Source organism: Acidocella sp., assembly GCF_036489515.1.
Lineage (GTDB): Bacteria > Pseudomonadota > Alphaproteobacteria > Acetobacterales > Acetobacteraceae > Acidocella.
This window is the reverse complement of the sequence record NZ_DASXFO010000042.1, coordinates 23,888-39,726: the sequence shown is the minus strand read 5'-3', so window position 1 is coordinate 39,726 and position 15,839 is coordinate 23,888. Positions and strand designations below refer to the sequence as shown.

The window sequence follows — 15,839 nt, the reverse complement described above, 5'->3', positions numbered from 1 at the left end:
TCATGGATTTGGATACCGCTCCAAACCCCCCTAAAATCGCGCCCGGGACGCAACAGCGGTAGGACAACATTCATGGAAGCCTGGACGGAACTGGCAGACCTCGCCCAACGCAACGGCGACCTCAAGACGCTATTCGCCCAAAATCCCGGCCGGTTCGCGGCGTTTTCCGCCCGGCTCGACGACATGTTGCTGGATTTCTCGAAGACCAGCCTTGATGCCCGCGCGCTCGCGCTGCTGCTGCAGATCGCCGTACAGGCCAAGGTCGCGCAAAAGCGCGATGCGATGTTCGCCGGAGCGGAAATCAACAGCACGGAAAACCGCCCGGTGCTGCACACCGCGCTGCGCAACCTCGACAACCGGCCGGTGCTGGTGAACGGCCAGGACGTGATGCCGGCCGTGAACGAAACCTTTGCCCGCCTGTTTGCCTTTGCCGAAGGCGTGCGGACGGGAAACATCACCGCCGCCGACGGAAAACCCTTCACCGACGTGGTCAATCTGGGCATTGGCGGCTCGGATCTCGGCCCGGTGATGGCGACGGCGGCGCTCTCACCCTATCATGACGGGCCGCGCACGCATTTCGTCGCCAATGTCGACGGCGCGCATCTGGCCGACACGCTGCGGACGCTGGACCCGGCGCGCACCCTGATCATCGTCGCCTCGAAAACCTTTGCGACCACCGAGACCATGACCAACGCCGCCTCGGCGCGGCGCTGGATCGTCCGACACCTTGGCGAGGCGGCGGTGCCGGCGCATTTCGCCGCGGTTTCCACCGCGCTCGACAAAGTCGCCGCCTTCGGCATTGCCCCCGACCGGATTTTCGGATTCTGGGACTGGGTGGGCGGCCGCTATTCGGTCTGGTCGGCGATCGGCCTGCCGGTGATGCTGGCCATCGGCGCCGCGCGGTTCAAGGAATTCCTCGCCGGGGCGCAGGCGATGGACCGACATTTTTGCACCGCGCCGTTCGCGGAAAACCTGCCGGTGCTGCTGGCGCTGGCGGGAATCTGGCACCGCGATGTCTGCGGTTACACGGCCCGCGCCATCCTGCCTTATGACCAGCGCCTGGCCCGCCTGCCCGCTTATCTGCAGCAGCTGGACATGGAGTCCAATGGCAAAAGCGTGCAGCAGGACGGCTCGCCGGTTGCCCACCCGACCGGCCCGCTGGTGTTCGGCGAGCCCGGCACCAACGGCCAGCACGCCTTCTACCAGCTGCTGCACCAGGGCACGAACATCATCCCCTGCGAATTCCTGATCGCAGCCTCTGGCCATGAGCCGGAGATGCGCGCCCACCATGCCCTGCTGGTCGCCAATTGCCTGGCGCAGGCCCAGGCGCTGATGCAGGGCCGCTCGCTCGAGGAAGCCCTCGCCCAAGCCCGGAAAGCGGGCCGACCGGAAAGCCTGGCGCCGCACCGAGTGTTTCCCGGCAACCGCCCGTCTCTGACGCTTGCCTATAGAAAACTAACGCCGGAAACGCTCGGCCGGATCATCGCCCTGTACGAGCATCGCATCTTCGTCGAAGCGGCGATCTGGAACATCAACGCCTTCGACCAATGGGGCGTGGAACTCGGCAAGGAACTTGCGACCGCCCTGCTGCCGGCGGTGTCGGGCGACAGCAGCGCCGCCGATGATGAATCGACCGCCGGGCTGGTGACGTTTTTGCGGTCCTTCAGCTAGGAGAAAGACTTCTTTTTGTGAACAAAAAGAAGCAAAAAAACTTTATTAATGCTGGGCCATGGGCGTTGTCGGTGACACCGCCCATGCCCTCCGGGGCTATTCCAACGGTGCTACGCACCGCCGGAACCTTTAGCCCCTCCGCCCAGCATAATAAAAGTTTTTGCGCCGCTTTTTTCAAAAAGCGGCTGCTTCCTTGCTCCCTGCCCTGCGGTGCAGCGCCTCGCAATGCCTAAGCAGATCGGTGAACGCGAAGGGTTTGACGATATAATCGTCACCGCCGGCATCGAGCCCCTCGATCCAGTTCTGCAGCCCGCCGTGACCGGACAGGAACAGCACCGGCGTGCCGATCCCCCGCTCACGCAGATCCTTCAGCAGGTCGGCGCTGTCGATCCCGCCGGGCAGCTGCCGGTCGAAAATCATGACATCGAAGCCGCCGGCCAGGGCCTGGGTCATCCCCTCCGGCCCGGTCGCGGCAAACGTCATCTGATGCCCGGCTTCGCCCATGCCCGCCGTGATCAGCCGGGCAACGTCTTCGTCATCCTCGATGAGCAAGATACGCATGGTTCTGCCTCCCCTCGCACCGTGCCATGATTCGCCAGAGCCCGCAGTTTAGCTGTAAAACTTTCGTGAAACCATCTGCATTTTCCTTCGCCTTGACGGAGTTTAATGTGAAGGTGACGAGAGTTTAACGAGTATTCAATGACCGACCCCGCCCAAGACACGTCCCCCGGGACATACCCCATCGAACCGTTCGCGGCCCAGGTGGCGCACGATCTCAACAATTTTTTGACCGGCATTCTCGGCAATCTGGAGTTGATGCAGAACCGTGCGCGGCGTCTCGGCGTGACGGATTTCGACACTTATCTCGAAGGCGCGCGCCATGCCGGGAACCGCGCTGCCTGGTTCACGCAGCGGTTGTTCGCCTTCTCGGGCCACGGCGCGCAGGTTTCTGCGCCCGTGGATCTCGCCGCCGTGACCCGCGATATGATCGAGCCGATGCGCGCCGCCGGGATCACGATCGACACGGAACTGGAAGCCGGCGCCAAAATTTTCTGCGATGCCGCGCAGGCGGAAATGGCGCTGCAGGAACTGCTGGACAATGCCGCCGAGGCGGCGGGCCGCAATGGGCGCATCGTGCTGCACATCGAAATCACAGAAAAGCTGGTTGTCATCAGCGTGACGGATGACGGGCCCGGCATGGAGCCAGATACACTCCGACGTGCCACCGAGCCGTTTTTCAGCACCCGTGCGAGCGGCGCCGGCAAGGGGCTGGGCCTCGCCATCGTCGAGCGCTTCGCCCGCCGGAGCGGCGGCGTGCTGGAACTCGTCAGCACCCCAGGCCAGGGCACCACGGCCCGGTTACGCCTGCCGACCATCACGCCATGACACGTCATGGCACCATGCTGGTCGTGGAGGACGATCCAAGCGTGCGCGAACTGGTGGTGGCGGTGCTGAAAGATCTCGGTTTTTCGCCCCTGGCGGCGGCGGACGCTCTGGCGGGACTGAAAATCCTGCGCGCGGCGCCGCCAATCGACCTGCTCATTACCGATATCGGCCTGCCGGACATGAACGGCCAGGAAATGGTGAAACGGGCATTGGTGCTACGGCCTGACCTCAAAATCCTGTTCATGACCGGCTACACGGAAACCGACGACCCCCTCGAACCGGGAAGCGAGTTGATCGCCAAACCCTTCTCGATCGACGCTCTGGCCGCGCACATCCAGCATATGCTCAAGGGCGAAACCGAAGAAAAAACGGAAGGCTTCTTTTTGTGAACAAAAAGAAGCAAAAAAACTTTATTAATCTGGGTCATGGGCGCAGTCAGCGACAACGCCCATGACCCAGCATAAATAAAAATTTTTGCGCCGCTTTTTTTAAAAAGCGGCCACTTACTTCTGGCTGGGACGGGAGGATTCGAACCTCCGTATGGCGGAATCAAAATCCGCTGCCTTACCGCTTGGCGACGTCCCAACGCGCCCCGCTCATAGGTCGGTCGGGGGGGGCTCGTAAAGACCCCCGCCCCAGCTCCACCATCCCGGATGACGAATTTTTTCGGCGGCCGTCGCGGCTTGCTCGGGCGTTGCGAAAATCGCGAAGCAGGTCGCGCCGGAGCCGCTCATGCGCGCCAGCAGCACACCGGACAGGCTTTCGAGCGCGCGCAGCACCTCGCCAATCGCCGGCTGCAGCGCCACCGCCGGGGCTTGCAGGTCGTTGGTGAGGCGGCCGAGCGCCGCCGCCATGTCGCGCGCGTCGTGCCACGCCTCCGGCAGCGCCGCCGTGGCCGAGAACGGCCCCTGCCTGGCCTTGAAAACGGCCGGTGTCGCCACCGCCACGCCGGGATTGACCAGCACCATGCCAAAGCGCGGCAGGCGCGGCGCGGGACTCAGGATCTCGCCTATGCCCCCCATCCGGGCCGGCGCTGACTCCAGGCAGACCGGCACGTCGGCGCCCAAAGCCAGGGCCGCCTCATGCAGCGGCGCGGAAATTTCCCAGTGCCGCGCCAGCAGACGCAGCGCCGCCGCGGCATCCGCGGAGCCGCCACCGATGCCCGAGGCCACCGGCAGGTTCTTCTCCAGCGTCAGGGCCACGCTTGCGTCCGGCCGCAGCCGGCGCGCGGCGCGCAGCAGCAGATTGTCCGGCTCGGCCTGCAGCACCGCGCCGAAACGCCCGGAAATGCTTAACCCAAGCGCCGCGGCCGGGGCCACGCCCACCACGTCGCCCACGGCCGGAAACACCGCCAGGCTGTCGAGCAGATGGTAGCCGTCATCGCGCTTGCCGGTGACGTGCAGATACAGGTTGACCTTGGCGGGCGCGAAGCGGGTGCGCATCAGGTGGCCGGGAAATGTTTTTGCAGCTTGGCCTTGATTTCGGCCTGCAGCTTGGCGTCGGGCTGCTGGGCCAGCGCGCGCTGCCACTGGTAATCGGCCTGCAACTTCTGGCCCGCCTGCCAGAACGCATCGCCCAGATGCGCGTTCACCTCGGCATCGTCGGGAGCGAGTTCCACCGCCTTGGTGAGCGCCGCGACGGCCTCGTCGGTGCGGTGCAGCCTCAGATCGATGAACCCGAGCGAATCGAGCACCGCGCCATCATCCGGGTCGAGGCTCACCGCCCGCTGCAGCATCTCGCGTGCCTGCTCGAGATGCTCGCCGCGCAGGGCCCAGCTATAGCCGAGATAGTTCAGCACATAAGGCTGGTTGGGCGAGAGGGCGAGCGCCTGGCGGATGTCCGGCTCGGCGGCGGCCCAGTCGCCGAGCTGGTCCTTGCAGATGCCGCGATCAAAATACAGCACCCAGGCGGCCGCCGGCGCCGGGGTGCCGATCATCGTCAAAGCGCGATTGTAATAAGGCAGCGCCTTGGCCGGCTGATTGGCGTTGCGCCAGATATCACCGGCATTGGCGAGCAGGCCGGGATCGTCCGGCACCGCTGCGATGAGCTTGTCGAGCAGGGCCACCGCCTCGGCCGGCTGGTTCAACGCCGCCAGCAGGCGCGCCTGCTGCGCCGCCACGGGGCCGTAGAGCTGATCATCCGACGGCACGGGCTGCAGCGTCGCCAGCGCATTCTGCAACTGCGTCTGCGTCGGCGTGGCGTCAGGGTTGCTGCCGAGCTGCACCGCCGCCAGCAACAACCGCGCCGGGGTGAGGTCCGGCCGCAGCATCAGTGCGAAGCGCAGCAGCGTGGTGCGCAGGAACGCTTGCGAGGGATCGTTGAGCGAACCGGCCAGGGTCAGATAGGCCTCGGCGAGCCCCTGCGTGGCCGTGTTGATCACCGGCTTGCCGAGTTGCGCCTGCAATTGCGGCAAAGCGATCCGCAGGTCCGGATGTGCGGTGATCAACGCCGCCAGATCCTGCGCCGCCAGCTCCGGCTGGTGCTGCCGCGCATGCCAGCTGGCCAGGATCTCCGCGAGACGCAGGTTGGTCGGCCCGCCGGCGGCCTGGTTATAGAGCCGCGCCGCGTCCGCATCGTCATGCACGGCATCGGCCATCAGCGCGCCATTCAGGGCGTAGACGGAGCTGAACGCGCCGTTATTGTAATACGGCGCCAACCCGGCGAGCGCCGCCTGAACGTTGCCGTCGCCGAACGTGGCCCAGGCCAGCAGCAGCGGCCTGATCAGGCCGATCACCTCGTCCTGCGGCAGCTGCGCGTAGATCCGGCCGGCCGTCGCGTAATCGCCGCTCTGCGCTGCCTGGTTGCCGCGCAGCATATCCGCCAGCGCGTTGGCCGGCACCTGGGTGGCGAGCGTCTCGGCCTGCGGGCTGCCGGCCAACAGTGCCGCGAGGAATCCCTCGCCGATCAGTTGCGGGTTGGTCGGTTCAAGGCTCAGCGCCTGGCCATAATACTCGCTGGCGAGCATGGGGTCGTGCTGCGCCTCGGCATAACGCGCCGCCAGGAAAGCGCCATAGGCGCGATCGCTGGACGGGTCGCCGGCGGCCTGGCCGGCCGCACCTGGTCCGGCCGCGCAAGCCGACAACAAGATACACACGGCGACCGCACCACGGCGGCTCAAGGCAGAGAATATATCCATTGCCCCAGCTGTAGCAGCGCGCTCCGCGCCGGGCAAAATCGGCCAGGCCGTCAGGGGCATTCCAAACGCCCAGCAACACCGCCTGGAACCTGACCGGCACACGCCAGGGACGCTGCCCTTGTTCACTTTTTCCGGCTGGATTAGGTTTCAGCCGACGCTCGGCCGGGACCGGACTCACCCGTGCCGCCAATGCAAGCCAGGAAGGCAATGAGCATGACCCCAGGCTTTCAAGCCACGACGGAGGGCATCACCGTCACCGTCCAAGTTTTCTATCTGGCCGATAAATCGGAGCCGGAAGATGGGCACTATGTCTGGGCCTATCATGTGAGCATCGCCAATCACAGCCCGCAGATCGTGCAGTTGCTGGCGCGCAGCTGGATCATCACCAATGCGCACGGCCGCGTGCAGCACGTGCACGGCGAGGGCGTGGTCGGCGAGACGCCGCGGCTGGAGCCGGGGGAGGTGTTCGAGTACACGTCCGGTACGCCGCTGGCGACGTCTTCGGGCTTCATGTCCGGCAAGTACCATATGGTGGCGGTGACCGACGGCACCGAGTTCGATATCGAAATCCCGACCTTCAGCCTGGACAGCCCGCACCAGAACACGCTGCGCCATTAGAGCGAAAAGGAAGAAAGGCTACTTTTTGTGAACAAAAAGTAGCAAAAAAACTTTGTTATGCTGGGCCATGGGCGTTGTCGGCGACGCAGCCCCAGGCCCAGCATAACAAAAGTTTTGCGCCGCTTTTTTTAAAAAGCGGCCTCTTTCTTCTTCTTCTATCCAGGCCCACAACCTTGCCCACATCAAGTCATCGGCTCACAAAGAGCACAACCAGGACTTCAAGCCCTTACGGAGACCGCCTTGAACATTGACACGCCCGCCGCGAAACTGCCGGAGGCCACCAAACCGAGCCGCCGCGAGGCCGAAGAAGCGGTGCGCACGCTGCTGCGCTGGGCCGGCGAAAACCCCGACCGCGAGGGGCTGCTGGACACCCCGGCCCGCGTGGTGCGCTCCTACGAGGAGTTTTTCGCGGGCTATGACGAGGATCCGGAGGCGCTGCTCGCCCGCACCTTCGAGGAGACCGAAGGCTATGACGAGATGGTGGTGCTGCGCGACATCCGCATCGAAAGCCATTGCGAGCATCACATGGTGCCGATCATCGGCCGCGCGCACGTGGCCTATCTGCCGGGCACCCGCGTGGTCGGCATCAGCAAACTCGCCCGCGTGGTCGATGCCTATGCGCGCCGCTTCCAGATCCAGGAGAAGCTGACGGCGCAGATCGCCAACACCATCGCCGAGGTGCTGCAGCCGCGCGGCGTGGCCGTGGTCATCGAGGCCGGACACCAGTGCATGTCCACCCGCGGCGTGCACAAGCCGGGCGCCAGCATGGTCACCAGCCGCATGCTCGGCGCCTTCCGCGACGATCCGTCGACGCGGCGGGAGTTCCTGGCCATGATCTCACCACGCAGCTGCCAGTCGCTGGAGGCCTGATCCTCCACTGGGCGGAGGGGCTAAAGGTTCCGGCGGTGCGTAGCACCGTTGGAATAGCCCCGGAGGGCATGGGCTATGTCGGCGACAACGCCCATGGCCCAAATTAACAAAGTTTTTTTGCTACTTTTTGTTCACAAAAAGTAGCCTTCCCTTTCGCTTGCCTGCCAAAGTTGCCGCCCCCGCATTTCACGGTTAAGCACCCTCACGCAGTTTCGCATGTTCCAATCCGAGGACGACTGATTTTGCATAGCCATATTTTACGCCCCACCGCCGCTCTCGCGGCCCTGGGAATCCTTTCCGGCTGCGGCATCGGCCACCAGACGCTTGGTCTTGGAAACAACGAAAACGCCTCCCTCGGCCAGGGGAACGTGGCCCCCAGCGTGTTCGGCTATGCGGTCGCGGACGAGCCGCAGGCGGCCTTGGTGGGGCGCAAGATTCTGAACGAAGGCGGCAATGCGGCGGATGCAGCGGCGGCGGAGGGCTTCGCCCTGAGCGTCACCCTGCCCTCCCGCGCCGGGCTCGGCGGCGGCGGCGCCTGCATCGTGAAAATGCCGGACGCGCAAGGCCATATGGCGGCCCCGGTGACTCTGCTGTTTCCGGCCGGCAGTCCATCCGGCAATGGCAGCCGCCCGGCCGCGGTGCCGGCTCTGGCGCGCGGGCTGCTGGCGCTGCAGGCCCGCTACGGCAACCTGCCTTACGCCAGCGTGATCGAACCGGCCGAACAGCTGGCCACCAGTTCCCCGGTCTCGCCGGCTTTGGCAGCGGATCTGCAAGTCGTGGGGCCGGCGCTGCTCGACGACCCCGCGGCGGCCGCCGTGTTCGGGACGAACGGCACGGTGCTGCCGGCCGGCGCCAACCTCGCGCAGCCCGACCTCGCCGGCACGTTCGAGATGCTGCGCACCCAGGGGCTGCAAGGATTTTATGCCGGCGCCTACGCTCAAGCATTCGTCACCGCCGCCGATCAGGCGGGCGCCGGGCTGACGACCGCCGATCTCGCCAATTCCACGCCGACATATGGCGCCCCGGTCATCTCCCGGGCGCATGGCCTGAGCCTGGCGATGCTGCCGACCGCCGATGCCGACGGCAAAACCCTCCCCGCCTCCGCCGCCTTCATGGCTTTGGACAAAAATGGCGGCGTGGTCGCCTGTGCGACCAGCATGAACAACCTGTTCGGCACCGGGCGTATCGCGCCGGGCACCGGCGTGCTGCTTGCCGCCTCGCCGCATGACGCGCCGGCACCGCAGTTGGCGGCGGGCATCGCCTATGACGACTCTCTCACCTTCCGCGCCGCCGCCACCGGCACCGGCCAGGCGGGGGCCGCCGCAGCGGCGCGCCTGGCTCTGATCGACGCCGTCACCGACGGACGCCACCGCAACGCGCCGGTGCCCGAACCCGGCCGTGCCGATGTGATCTCCTGCCCCGGCGGCGTGCCGGGCGGCGAAGCCTCCTGCAGCGCCAGCGCCGATCCGCGCGGCCTGGGCCTGGCCATCGGTGGGCGCTGATCCCATGGCTTTGAAAATCGGCATCGGTGGTGGCGTGCCGTCCTTCCGGGTGATGGATGTCATCAGCCGGGCCAATGCGCGGCAGCTTGCCCTGCCCCCGGATGCGCCGCGCATTCTGCGCATGGAAGTCGGGCAGCCCGGCACCCCCCTGCCCGAGGGCGCGCGCCGCGCCGTGGCCAACGCGCTGCAGGCCGGCGACGTGATGGGCTATACTGAGGCGCTCGGCCGCCGGACGCTGCGCGAGCGACTCAGCGCGCATATCCATGACTGGTACGGCACGAGCATCGCACCCGAGCGGATCGCCGTGACGTTCGGCGCCTCCGCCGCGTTCTCCCTGGCTTATCTGGCGGCGTTCGACCCCGGCGACACTGTGGCGCTCGCCGCCCCGTATTATCCGCCTTACGTGAACATCGCGACGGCTTTGGGCTTGAAACCGCTGATCATGCCGTGCGGCATCGAGACTGCGTTCCAGCCGACCGTGGCCATGCTTGAGGCGCTGCCGGAGAAGCCGGACGGGCTGCTGATCGCCAGCCCGGCGAATCCCACCGGCTCGATGCTGCCGCCGGAGACCATCGCCGCACTCGCCCGCTATTGCCATGCGAACGGCATCCGGCTGATCTCCGACGAGATCTATCACGGCCTCACCTACGGAAAGCCGGTGGCCTCCGCCGCGACGTTCAGCGACAGCGCGATCGTCATCAACTCCTTCTCGAAATACTTCTCGATGACCGGCTGGCGCATCGGCTGGATGGTGCTGCCGGAGGAGCTGGTGCGCCCCGTGGAGCGGCTGGCGCAGAATTTCTTCATCTCCGTGCCGCACATCTCCCAGGTGGCGGCAGAAGCGGCGTTCGACTGCCATGACGAGTTGGAGGCCAACCGCACCACTTACGTGCAAGCCCGGGAAATCATGGCAGAGGGGCTGAGTGCGGCGGGGTTCAAGAAATTCTCGCCCCCGGACGGCGCGTTCTATTTTTATACCGACATCGCCGGGCGCGCCGCCGACAGCGCTGCCCTCTGCGACCGGCTGCTGGACGAGGCGGGCATCGCCACGACTCCGGGCTATGATTTCGACACCGCGCGCGGCGGGGATTTTTTCCGGATCAGCTACTGCGCCCGGCTGCAAGAGATCGAGGAAGCCATCGAGCGGCTATGCCGTATGCGTTACTAGGTGTAAGTATACGTCAATGGCCGCCCTTCCCCCGGCGGCGAAGACGCCATATTCAGTTCAGACGACCGAACCATAAAACCAAACGCAGGTACATAACACCATGAAATTGCTGGTCGCTGTGAAACGCGTGGTCGATTTTAACGTCAAGGTCCGGGTCAAGGCCGACCAGACGGCGGTCGAGACCAATGGCGTGAAAATGTCGATGAACCCGTTCGATGAAATCGCCGTCGAGGAGGCGGTGCGCCTCAAGGAAAAGGGGATCGCCACCGAGGTGATCGCCGTCTCCATGGGCGTTCCGCAATGTCAGGACACGATCCGCACCGCGCTCGCGATGGGCGCCGATCGCGGCATCCTGGTCGAGACCGATGCGCAACTGGAGCCGCTGGCGGTCGCGAAAATGCTCAAGGCGCTGGTCGTGAAGGAAGGCGTCGACCTGGTGGTGATGGGCAAGCAGGCGATCGACGACGACATGAACGCCACCGGCCAGATGCTGGCGGCGCTGCTCGGCTGGCCACAGGGCACCTTCGCCAGCAAACTGGAGATCGCCGGCGGCGTGGCGAACGTGACCCGCGAAGTCGATGGCGGGCTGGAGACCGTGGCGCTGACCCTGCCGGCGGTGATCACCGCCGATCTGCGCCTGAACGAGCCGCGCTATGCCTCGCTGCCGAACATCATGAAGGCCCGCAAGAAGCCGATCGAGACGATCAAGCCGGCGGATCTCGGCGTCGATCCGGCGCCGCGCCTGACCACGATCAAGGTGGCCGAGCCGGCGTCGCGCAAGGCGGGCGTCAAGGTTGCCGATGTGGCAGCACTGGTCGATAAACTGCGTAACGAAGCGAAGGTGATCTGACCATGACCTCTCTCGTGATTCTCGACTTCGACGCCACGGGCGTGAAGCAGCCGGCCCGCTCCGCCATCGCCGCCGCCGCCAAGCTGGGCGCGGTGCATGGGCTGATCGCCGGCAAAAATGTCGGCGCCCAAGCGGCCGCCGCCGCCAAACTGCCGGGCCTGACTAAGATTCTCGTGGCCGATGATGCCGCACTGGAGCACGCGCTGGCGGAGCCGCTGGCGGCTTTGGTGGTCGCGCTGAGCGCGGAATATTCGCATATTGTCGCCGCCGCGACCGCCACGGGCAAGAATGTGATGCCGCGCATCGCAGCCCTTCTGGACGTACAGCCGATTTCGGATATTTCGGAAGTGATCGATGCCGATACGTTTGTCCGGCCGATCTATGCCGGCAACGCGCTGGCGACGGTGAAATCCTCCGATGCAAAGAAGGTCATCACCGTCCGCGCCGCGAGCTTCGATCCGGTGCCGGCCGAAGGCGGTTCCGCGGAAATCGTTGCCGTGACAATGCCCGGGGTGGCGGACCAGAAATCGAAATATGTGGGCGCGGAACTATCGCAGAGCGAGCGGCCGGAACTGACCGCGGCGCGGGTGATCATTTCCGGCGGCCGCGGCATGCAGAACGGCGAGAATTTTTCCACCCTGATCGAGCCGATCGCCGACAAGCTGGGGGCTGCCGTGGGCGCCTCCCGCGCCGCGGTGGATGCCGGCTTCGTACCGAACGACTACCAGGTCGGCCAGACCGGCAAGGTCGTGGCGCCAGAACTCTACATCGCGGTCGGCATTTCCGGCGCGATCCAGCATCTGGCCGGCATGAAGGACAGCAAGGTGATCGTCGCCATCAACAAGGATGAGGATGCGCCGATCTTCCAGGTGGCCGATTACGGCCTGGTCGGAGATCTCTTCACCATTCTACCGGAGTTGAACAAGGCGTTATGAGCATCGCGAAAATCGGCGTCATCGGCGCCGGGCTGATGGGGAATGGGATCGCCCATGCCGCCCTTCTTTCCGGCTTCCAGGTGACGCTGATTGACGCGTTCGAGGCGGCGTTGCCGAAAGCCGTCGCCACCATGACCAAGAACATGGACCGGCAGGTGACGAAAGGCACGATCACCGCCGAGGCCAGGGACGCGGCGCTCAAGAGCCTCGTCACCGGCTCCGATTTTGCCCTCCTGCGCGGCGCCGATCTCATCATCGAGGCGGCGCCTGAGCGGGAGGAGCTGAAGGCGGAGATCTACCGGACGCTTGCCCCGGTGCTGGGACCGGACACCATTCTGGCCAGCAACACGTCATCCATCCCGATCACCAGGCTGGCGACGCTCTCAGGGCGGCCGGACAAATTCATCGGCATGCATTTCTTCAACCCGGTGCCGATGATGAAGCTGATGGAGATCATCCGCGGCATCGCCACCAGCGACGCGACCTTTGCCGCCGTGCACGCGGTCGCGGAAAAACTCGGCAAGACGGTGGCGGCGGCTGAGGACGCTCCGGGTTTCATCGTCAACCGCATCCTCTGCCCGATGATCAACGAGGCGATTTTCATCCTGCACGAAGGCACCGGCACGGTCGCCGCGATCGATGCGGGCCTGAAACTCGGCGCCAACCACCCGATGGGGCCGCTGGAGCTGGCCGATTTCGTCGGGCTGGACACGCTGCTGGCAGTGATGCGGGTGCTGCATGAGGGGCTGGGCGAGGACAAATACCGCCCCTGCCCGCTGCTGGTGAAATACGTGAACGCCGGCTGGCTCGGCCGCAAATCCGGCCGCGGCTTTTACGATTACACCGTCACCCCGCCGCGGCCGACGTGTTGAAGTAAGCGGCGCAAAAATTTTTGCTATGCTGGGCCATGGGCGTTGTCAGCGCCAACGCCCATGGCCCAAGTGAGCAAAGTTTTTTTGCTACTTTTTGTTCACAAAAAGTAGGCCTTCCTTAATGCAACGTCAGCACATGGCCATGGCGCCATGAGCCTGGGGTGATCAGCGGCGCCGAGCCGACGCGGACGGAGTGCAGCTTGCCGTCGAGGCGGCGCGTCCAGAAATCCAGGAATTTGCGCAAGGCCGGGTAGTCAGGCGCGAGGTCGAGATCCTGCCAGACATAGGACTGCAGCAGGCCGGGATGGTCCGGCATGTGGTAGAGGATCTCGGCGGTGGTCAGCCGGTAGTCGTGCATCTGCAAAGCCAGTCTCATCGGCACATTCCTTCCGCATCGGCACGAGGGGCCCGCACGGGGCGTGCCTTCGCCCTCCCAACGTCATGAAAATGACATGCCGGCGGGGGGAAAAATCAATAAAAAACCAGGTGATTACAGCAATCTGGCACTCGCCGTGGCAAAGTGCTGCCGGCTTGACTTAGGTCCGGGGCGACTTTAGATATTTGGCACTCTCACCCTGGGAGTGCTAGCAGCCGCGGCGCCGCGTGCCGGGCCGGACAGGCTGCGAGTGTCTTTCAAGACTCTACGTTTTAGGAGCGATCCAGATGGCAAAATTCCGCCCCCTGCACGACCGCGTCGTCGTCCGTCGGCTGAATGCCGAAGAGAAGACCGCCGGTGGCATCATCATCCCCGACACCGCCAAAGAAAAGCCGATGGAAGGTGAAATTGTCGCCGCCGGCCCTGGCGCGCGCAACGAAGCCGGTGCCCTTGTCGCCCTCGAAGTGAAGGCCGGTGACCGCGTGCTGTTCGGCAAATGGTCGGGCACCGAGGTCAAGATCGACGGTGAAGACCTGCTGATCATGAAGGAATCGGACATTCTCGGCATCGTCGAAGAAACCGGCTCCAAGAAAAAAGTCGCCTAAAACCCTGCGCCGCCTTGTCCGCGCTGACTTTCAGGCGGCGAGCGGCGACACACAGGACCATTTTCCCCTTTCATCAGGAGTCATCACATGGCTGCCAAAGACGTACGTTTTGGGTCTGACGCACGCGACCGCATGCTGCGCGGCGTCGACACCCTCGCCAATGCCGTTAAAGTCACGCTCGGCCCGAAAGGCCGCAACGTGGTCATCGAGAAGTCCTTCGGCGCCCCGCGCATCACCAAGGACGGCGTGACCGTCGCCAAGGAAATCGAGCTGGCTGACAGGTTCGAGAACCTGGGCGCGCAGCTGATGCGCGAAGTCGCCTCCAAGACCAACGACCTGGCCGGCGACGGCACCACCACCGCCACCGTTCTGGGCCAGGCGATCGTGCGCGAGGGCGTGAAGGCGGTTGCCGCCGGCCTGAACCCGATGGATCTGCGTCGCGGCATCGACAAGGCCGTGGCCGTCGTCGTGGAAGAGCTGAAGAAGCGCAGCAAGAAGATCACCACCCCGGCCGAGACCGCGCAGGTTGGCACCATCTCCGCCAACGGCGAGTCCGAGATCGGCGAGATGATCTCCAAGGCCATGCAGAAGGTTGGCAACGAGGGCGTGATCACGGTTGAGGAAGCCAAGGGCATCCAGACCGAGCTCGACGTCGTCGAGGGCATGCAGTTCGACCGCGGCTATGTGTCGCCGTACTTCATCACCAACCCCGAGAAGATGATCGCGGACCTCGACAGCCCGTACATCCTGATCTTCGAGAAGAAGCTGTCCGGCCTGCAGCCGATGCTGCCGCTGCTGGAAGCCATCGTGCAGACCGGCAAGCCGTTGCTGATCATCGCCGAGGACGTCGAGGGCGAAGCCCTGGCCACCCTGGTCGTGAACAAGCTGCGTGGCGGCCTGAAGATCGCCGCCGTCAAGGCGCCGGGCTTCGGCGATCGCCGCAAGGCCATCCTGGAAGACATCGCCATCCTCACCGGTGGCCAGGTGATCTCCGAGGATCTGGGCATCAAGCTCGAGACCGTGACCCTGGCGATGCTGGGCCGCGCGAAGAAAGTGCTGATCGAGAAAGAGAACACCACGATCATCGAAGGCGCTGGCAAGAAGGCCGACATCACCGGCCGCGTCAACCAGATCCGCGCGCAGATCGAGGAGACCACCTCCGACTACGACCGTGAGAAGCTCCAGGAGCGCTTGGCCAAGCTCGCGGGCGGCGTTGCGGTGATCCGCGTCGGCGGCGCTTCCGAGGTTGAGGTCAAGGAGCGCAAGGACCGCGTCGACGACGCGCTGCATGCGACCCGCGCCGCGGTCGAGGAAGGCATCGTGCCGGGCGGCGGTATCGCCCTGGCCCGCGCCTCGCTCGTCCTCTCCAAGCTCAAGGCGGAGAACGAAGACCAGCGCGTCGGCATCGACATCATCCGTCGCGCGATCCAGGTGCCGCTGCGCCAGATCGCCGAGAACGCCGGTGAAGACGGTGCGGTGATCGCCGGCAAGGTGCTCGACAAGGACGAGTACACCTTCGGCTTCGACGCCCAGTCCGGTGAGTTCAAGGACATGGTCAAGGCCGGCATCATCGACCCGACCAAGGTCGTGCGCACCGCGCTGCAGGACGCCGCTTCCGTGGCCTCGCTGATCATCACCACCGAAGCCGGTGTGACCGAGCGCCCCGAGAAGAAGGCTCCGGCCGGCGGCCCGGGCGGCATGGGCGGCATGGGCGGCATGGGCGATATGGATTTCTAATCCACGCTCAAACGTCTGGACGAACGAAGAACCCCGGGAGCGCTCCCGGGGTTTTTTGTTGGGGGGTACCCGGACCCCGGGCGCTTATGCTGGTGCGGCGACCAACGTTCCGG

Annotated in this window: 16 protein-coding genes and 1 tRNA gene; 12 read left to right on the top strand and 5 right to left on the bottom strand. The window is 65.1% G+C overall.

What is annotated here, in order from left to right; genetic code table 11:
* Nucleotides 1-72 precede the first annotated feature (72 nt).
* On the top strand, nucleotides 73-1,671 hold the full coding sequence (gene pgi, locus VGG47_RS06370; protein WP_331536586.1) for a glucose-6-phosphate isomerase: 1,599 nt from the start codon (nucleotides 73-75) through the stop codon (nucleotides 1,669-1,671).
* A 174-nt stretch (nucleotides 1,672-1,845) separates the two neighbouring features.
* Here pgi and VGG47_RS06365 read toward each other — a convergent pair whose 3' ends face one another.
* Nucleotides 1,846-2,232, bottom strand: coding sequence for a response regulator transcription factor (locus VGG47_RS06365; protein WP_331536584.1), 387 nt, complete (start codon nucleotides 2,230-2,232; stop codon nucleotides 1,846-1,848).
* A gap of 138 nt (nucleotides 2,233-2,370) precedes the next feature.
* On the opposite strand from VGG47_RS06365, the gene VGG47_RS06360 reads away from it, so the two are divergent.
* Complete coding sequence (locus VGG47_RS06360) at nucleotides 2,371-3,057, top strand: sensor histidine kinase (RefSeq protein WP_331536582.1); 687 nt, start codon at nucleotides 2,371-2,373, stop codon at nucleotides 3,055-3,057.
* A complete protein-coding gene (locus tag VGG47_RS06355) occupies nucleotides 3,054-3,446 on the top strand; it encodes a response regulator (RefSeq protein WP_331536580.1) in 393 nt (130 codons plus the stop codon). The genes VGG47_RS06360 and VGG47_RS06355 overlap by 4 nt, the downstream gene beginning before the upstream one ends.
* A gap of 121 nt (nucleotides 3,447-3,567) precedes the next feature.
* Here VGG47_RS06355 and VGG47_RS06350 read toward each other — a convergent pair.
* The 3 genes from VGG47_RS06350 to VGG47_RS06340 form a co-directional block, all read right to left on the bottom strand.
* A tRNA-Gln gene (locus VGG47_RS06350) sits at nucleotides 3,568-3,642 on the bottom strand.
* 11 nt (nucleotides 3,643-3,653) lie between these two features.
* Nucleotides 3,654-4,499 carry a 4-(cytidine 5'-diphospho)-2-C-methyl-D-erythritol kinase gene (locus VGG47_RS06345; protein ID WP_331536578.1) on the bottom strand — a complete coding sequence of 282 codons (846 nt, stop codon included), beginning with the start codon at nucleotides 4,497-4,499 and terminating at the stop codon, nucleotides 3,654-3,656.
* Nucleotides 4,499-6,193 (bottom strand): tetratricopeptide repeat protein, encoded by a 1,695-nt coding sequence (locus VGG47_RS06340; RefSeq protein WP_331536576.1) that lies wholly within the window; start codon nucleotides 6,191-6,193, stop codon nucleotides 4,499-4,501. The genes VGG47_RS06345 and VGG47_RS06340 overlap by 1 nt, the downstream gene beginning before the upstream one ends.
* 207 nt (nucleotides 6,194-6,400) lie before the next feature.
* Here VGG47_RS06340 and apaG point away from each other — a divergent pair, with 207 nt between their 5' ends.
* The 7 genes from apaG (at nucleotide 6,401) to VGG47_RS06305 (ending at nucleotide 13,008) form a co-directional block, all read left to right on the top strand.
* Entirely contained in the window at nucleotides 6,401-6,811 is a 411-nt protein-coding gene (gene apaG, locus VGG47_RS06335; protein WP_331536574.1) for a Co2+/Mg2+ efflux protein ApaG, read from the top strand.
* 240 nt (nucleotides 6,812-7,051) lie between these two features.
* On the top strand, nucleotides 7,052-7,681 hold the full coding sequence (gene folE / locus VGG47_RS06330) for a GTP cyclohydrolase I FolE (protein WP_331536571.1): 630 nt from the start codon (nucleotides 7,052-7,054) through the stop codon (nucleotides 7,679-7,681).
* A 242-nt stretch (nucleotides 7,682-7,923) separates the two neighbouring features.
* Nucleotides 7,924-9,183 carry a gamma-glutamyltransferase gene (locus VGG47_RS06325; RefSeq protein WP_331536569.1) on the top strand — a complete coding sequence of 420 codons (1,260 nt, stop codon included), beginning with the start codon at nucleotides 7,924-7,926 and terminating at the stop codon, nucleotides 9,181-9,183.
* A 4-nt stretch (nucleotides 9,184-9,187) separates the two neighbouring features.
* Nucleotides 9,188-10,351, top strand: coding sequence for a pyridoxal phosphate-dependent aminotransferase (locus tag VGG47_RS06320; protein WP_331536566.1), 1,164 nt, complete (start codon nucleotides 9,188-9,190; stop codon nucleotides 10,349-10,351).
* A gap of 100 nt (nucleotides 10,352-10,451) precedes the next feature.
* A complete protein-coding gene (locus VGG47_RS06315) occupies nucleotides 10,452-11,201 on the top strand; it encodes an electron transfer flavoprotein subunit beta/FixA family protein (protein ID WP_331536564.1) in 750 nt (249 codons plus the stop codon).
* Between the two features lie 2 nt (nucleotides 11,202-11,203).
* Nucleotides 11,204-12,136, top strand: coding sequence for an FAD-binding protein (locus VGG47_RS06310; protein ID WP_331536562.1), 933 nt, complete (start codon nucleotides 11,204-11,206; stop codon nucleotides 12,134-12,136).
* The gene (locus tag VGG47_RS06305; protein ID WP_331536560.1) at nucleotides 12,133-13,008 is read left to right on the top strand and encodes a 3-hydroxybutyryl-CoA dehydrogenase; all 876 of its coding nucleotides are present in this window, start codon (nucleotides 12,133-12,135) and stop codon (nucleotides 13,006-13,008) included. The genes VGG47_RS06310 and VGG47_RS06305 overlap by 4 nt, the downstream gene beginning before the upstream one ends.
* A 118-nt stretch (nucleotides 13,009-13,126) precedes the next feature.
* Here VGG47_RS06305 and VGG47_RS06300 read toward each other — a convergent pair whose 3' ends face one another.
* On the bottom strand, nucleotides 13,127-13,384 hold the full coding sequence (locus VGG47_RS06300) for an usg protein (protein WP_331536558.1): 258 nt from the start codon (nucleotides 13,382-13,384) through the stop codon (nucleotides 13,127-13,129).
* A 287-nt stretch (nucleotides 13,385-13,671) separates the two neighbouring features.
* On the opposite strand from VGG47_RS06300, the gene groES reads away from it, so the two are divergent.
* Both groES and groL read left to right on the top strand, forming a co-directional pair.
* Nucleotides 13,672-13,989, top strand: a complete 318-nt coding sequence (groES, locus tag VGG47_RS06295) for a co-chaperone GroES (RefSeq protein WP_331536556.1) — start codon at nucleotides 13,672-13,674, stop codon at nucleotides 13,987-13,989.
* Nucleotides 13,990-14,076: 87 nt separating this feature from the next.
* Nucleotides 14,077-15,726: a chaperonin GroEL gene (gene groL, locus VGG47_RS06290; RefSeq protein ID WP_331536554.1), complete on the top strand. Its 1,650-nt coding sequence runs from the start codon at nucleotides 14,077-14,079 to the stop codon at nucleotides 15,724-15,726.
* The last annotated feature ends 113 nt before the right edge of the window (nucleotides 15,727-15,839 follow it).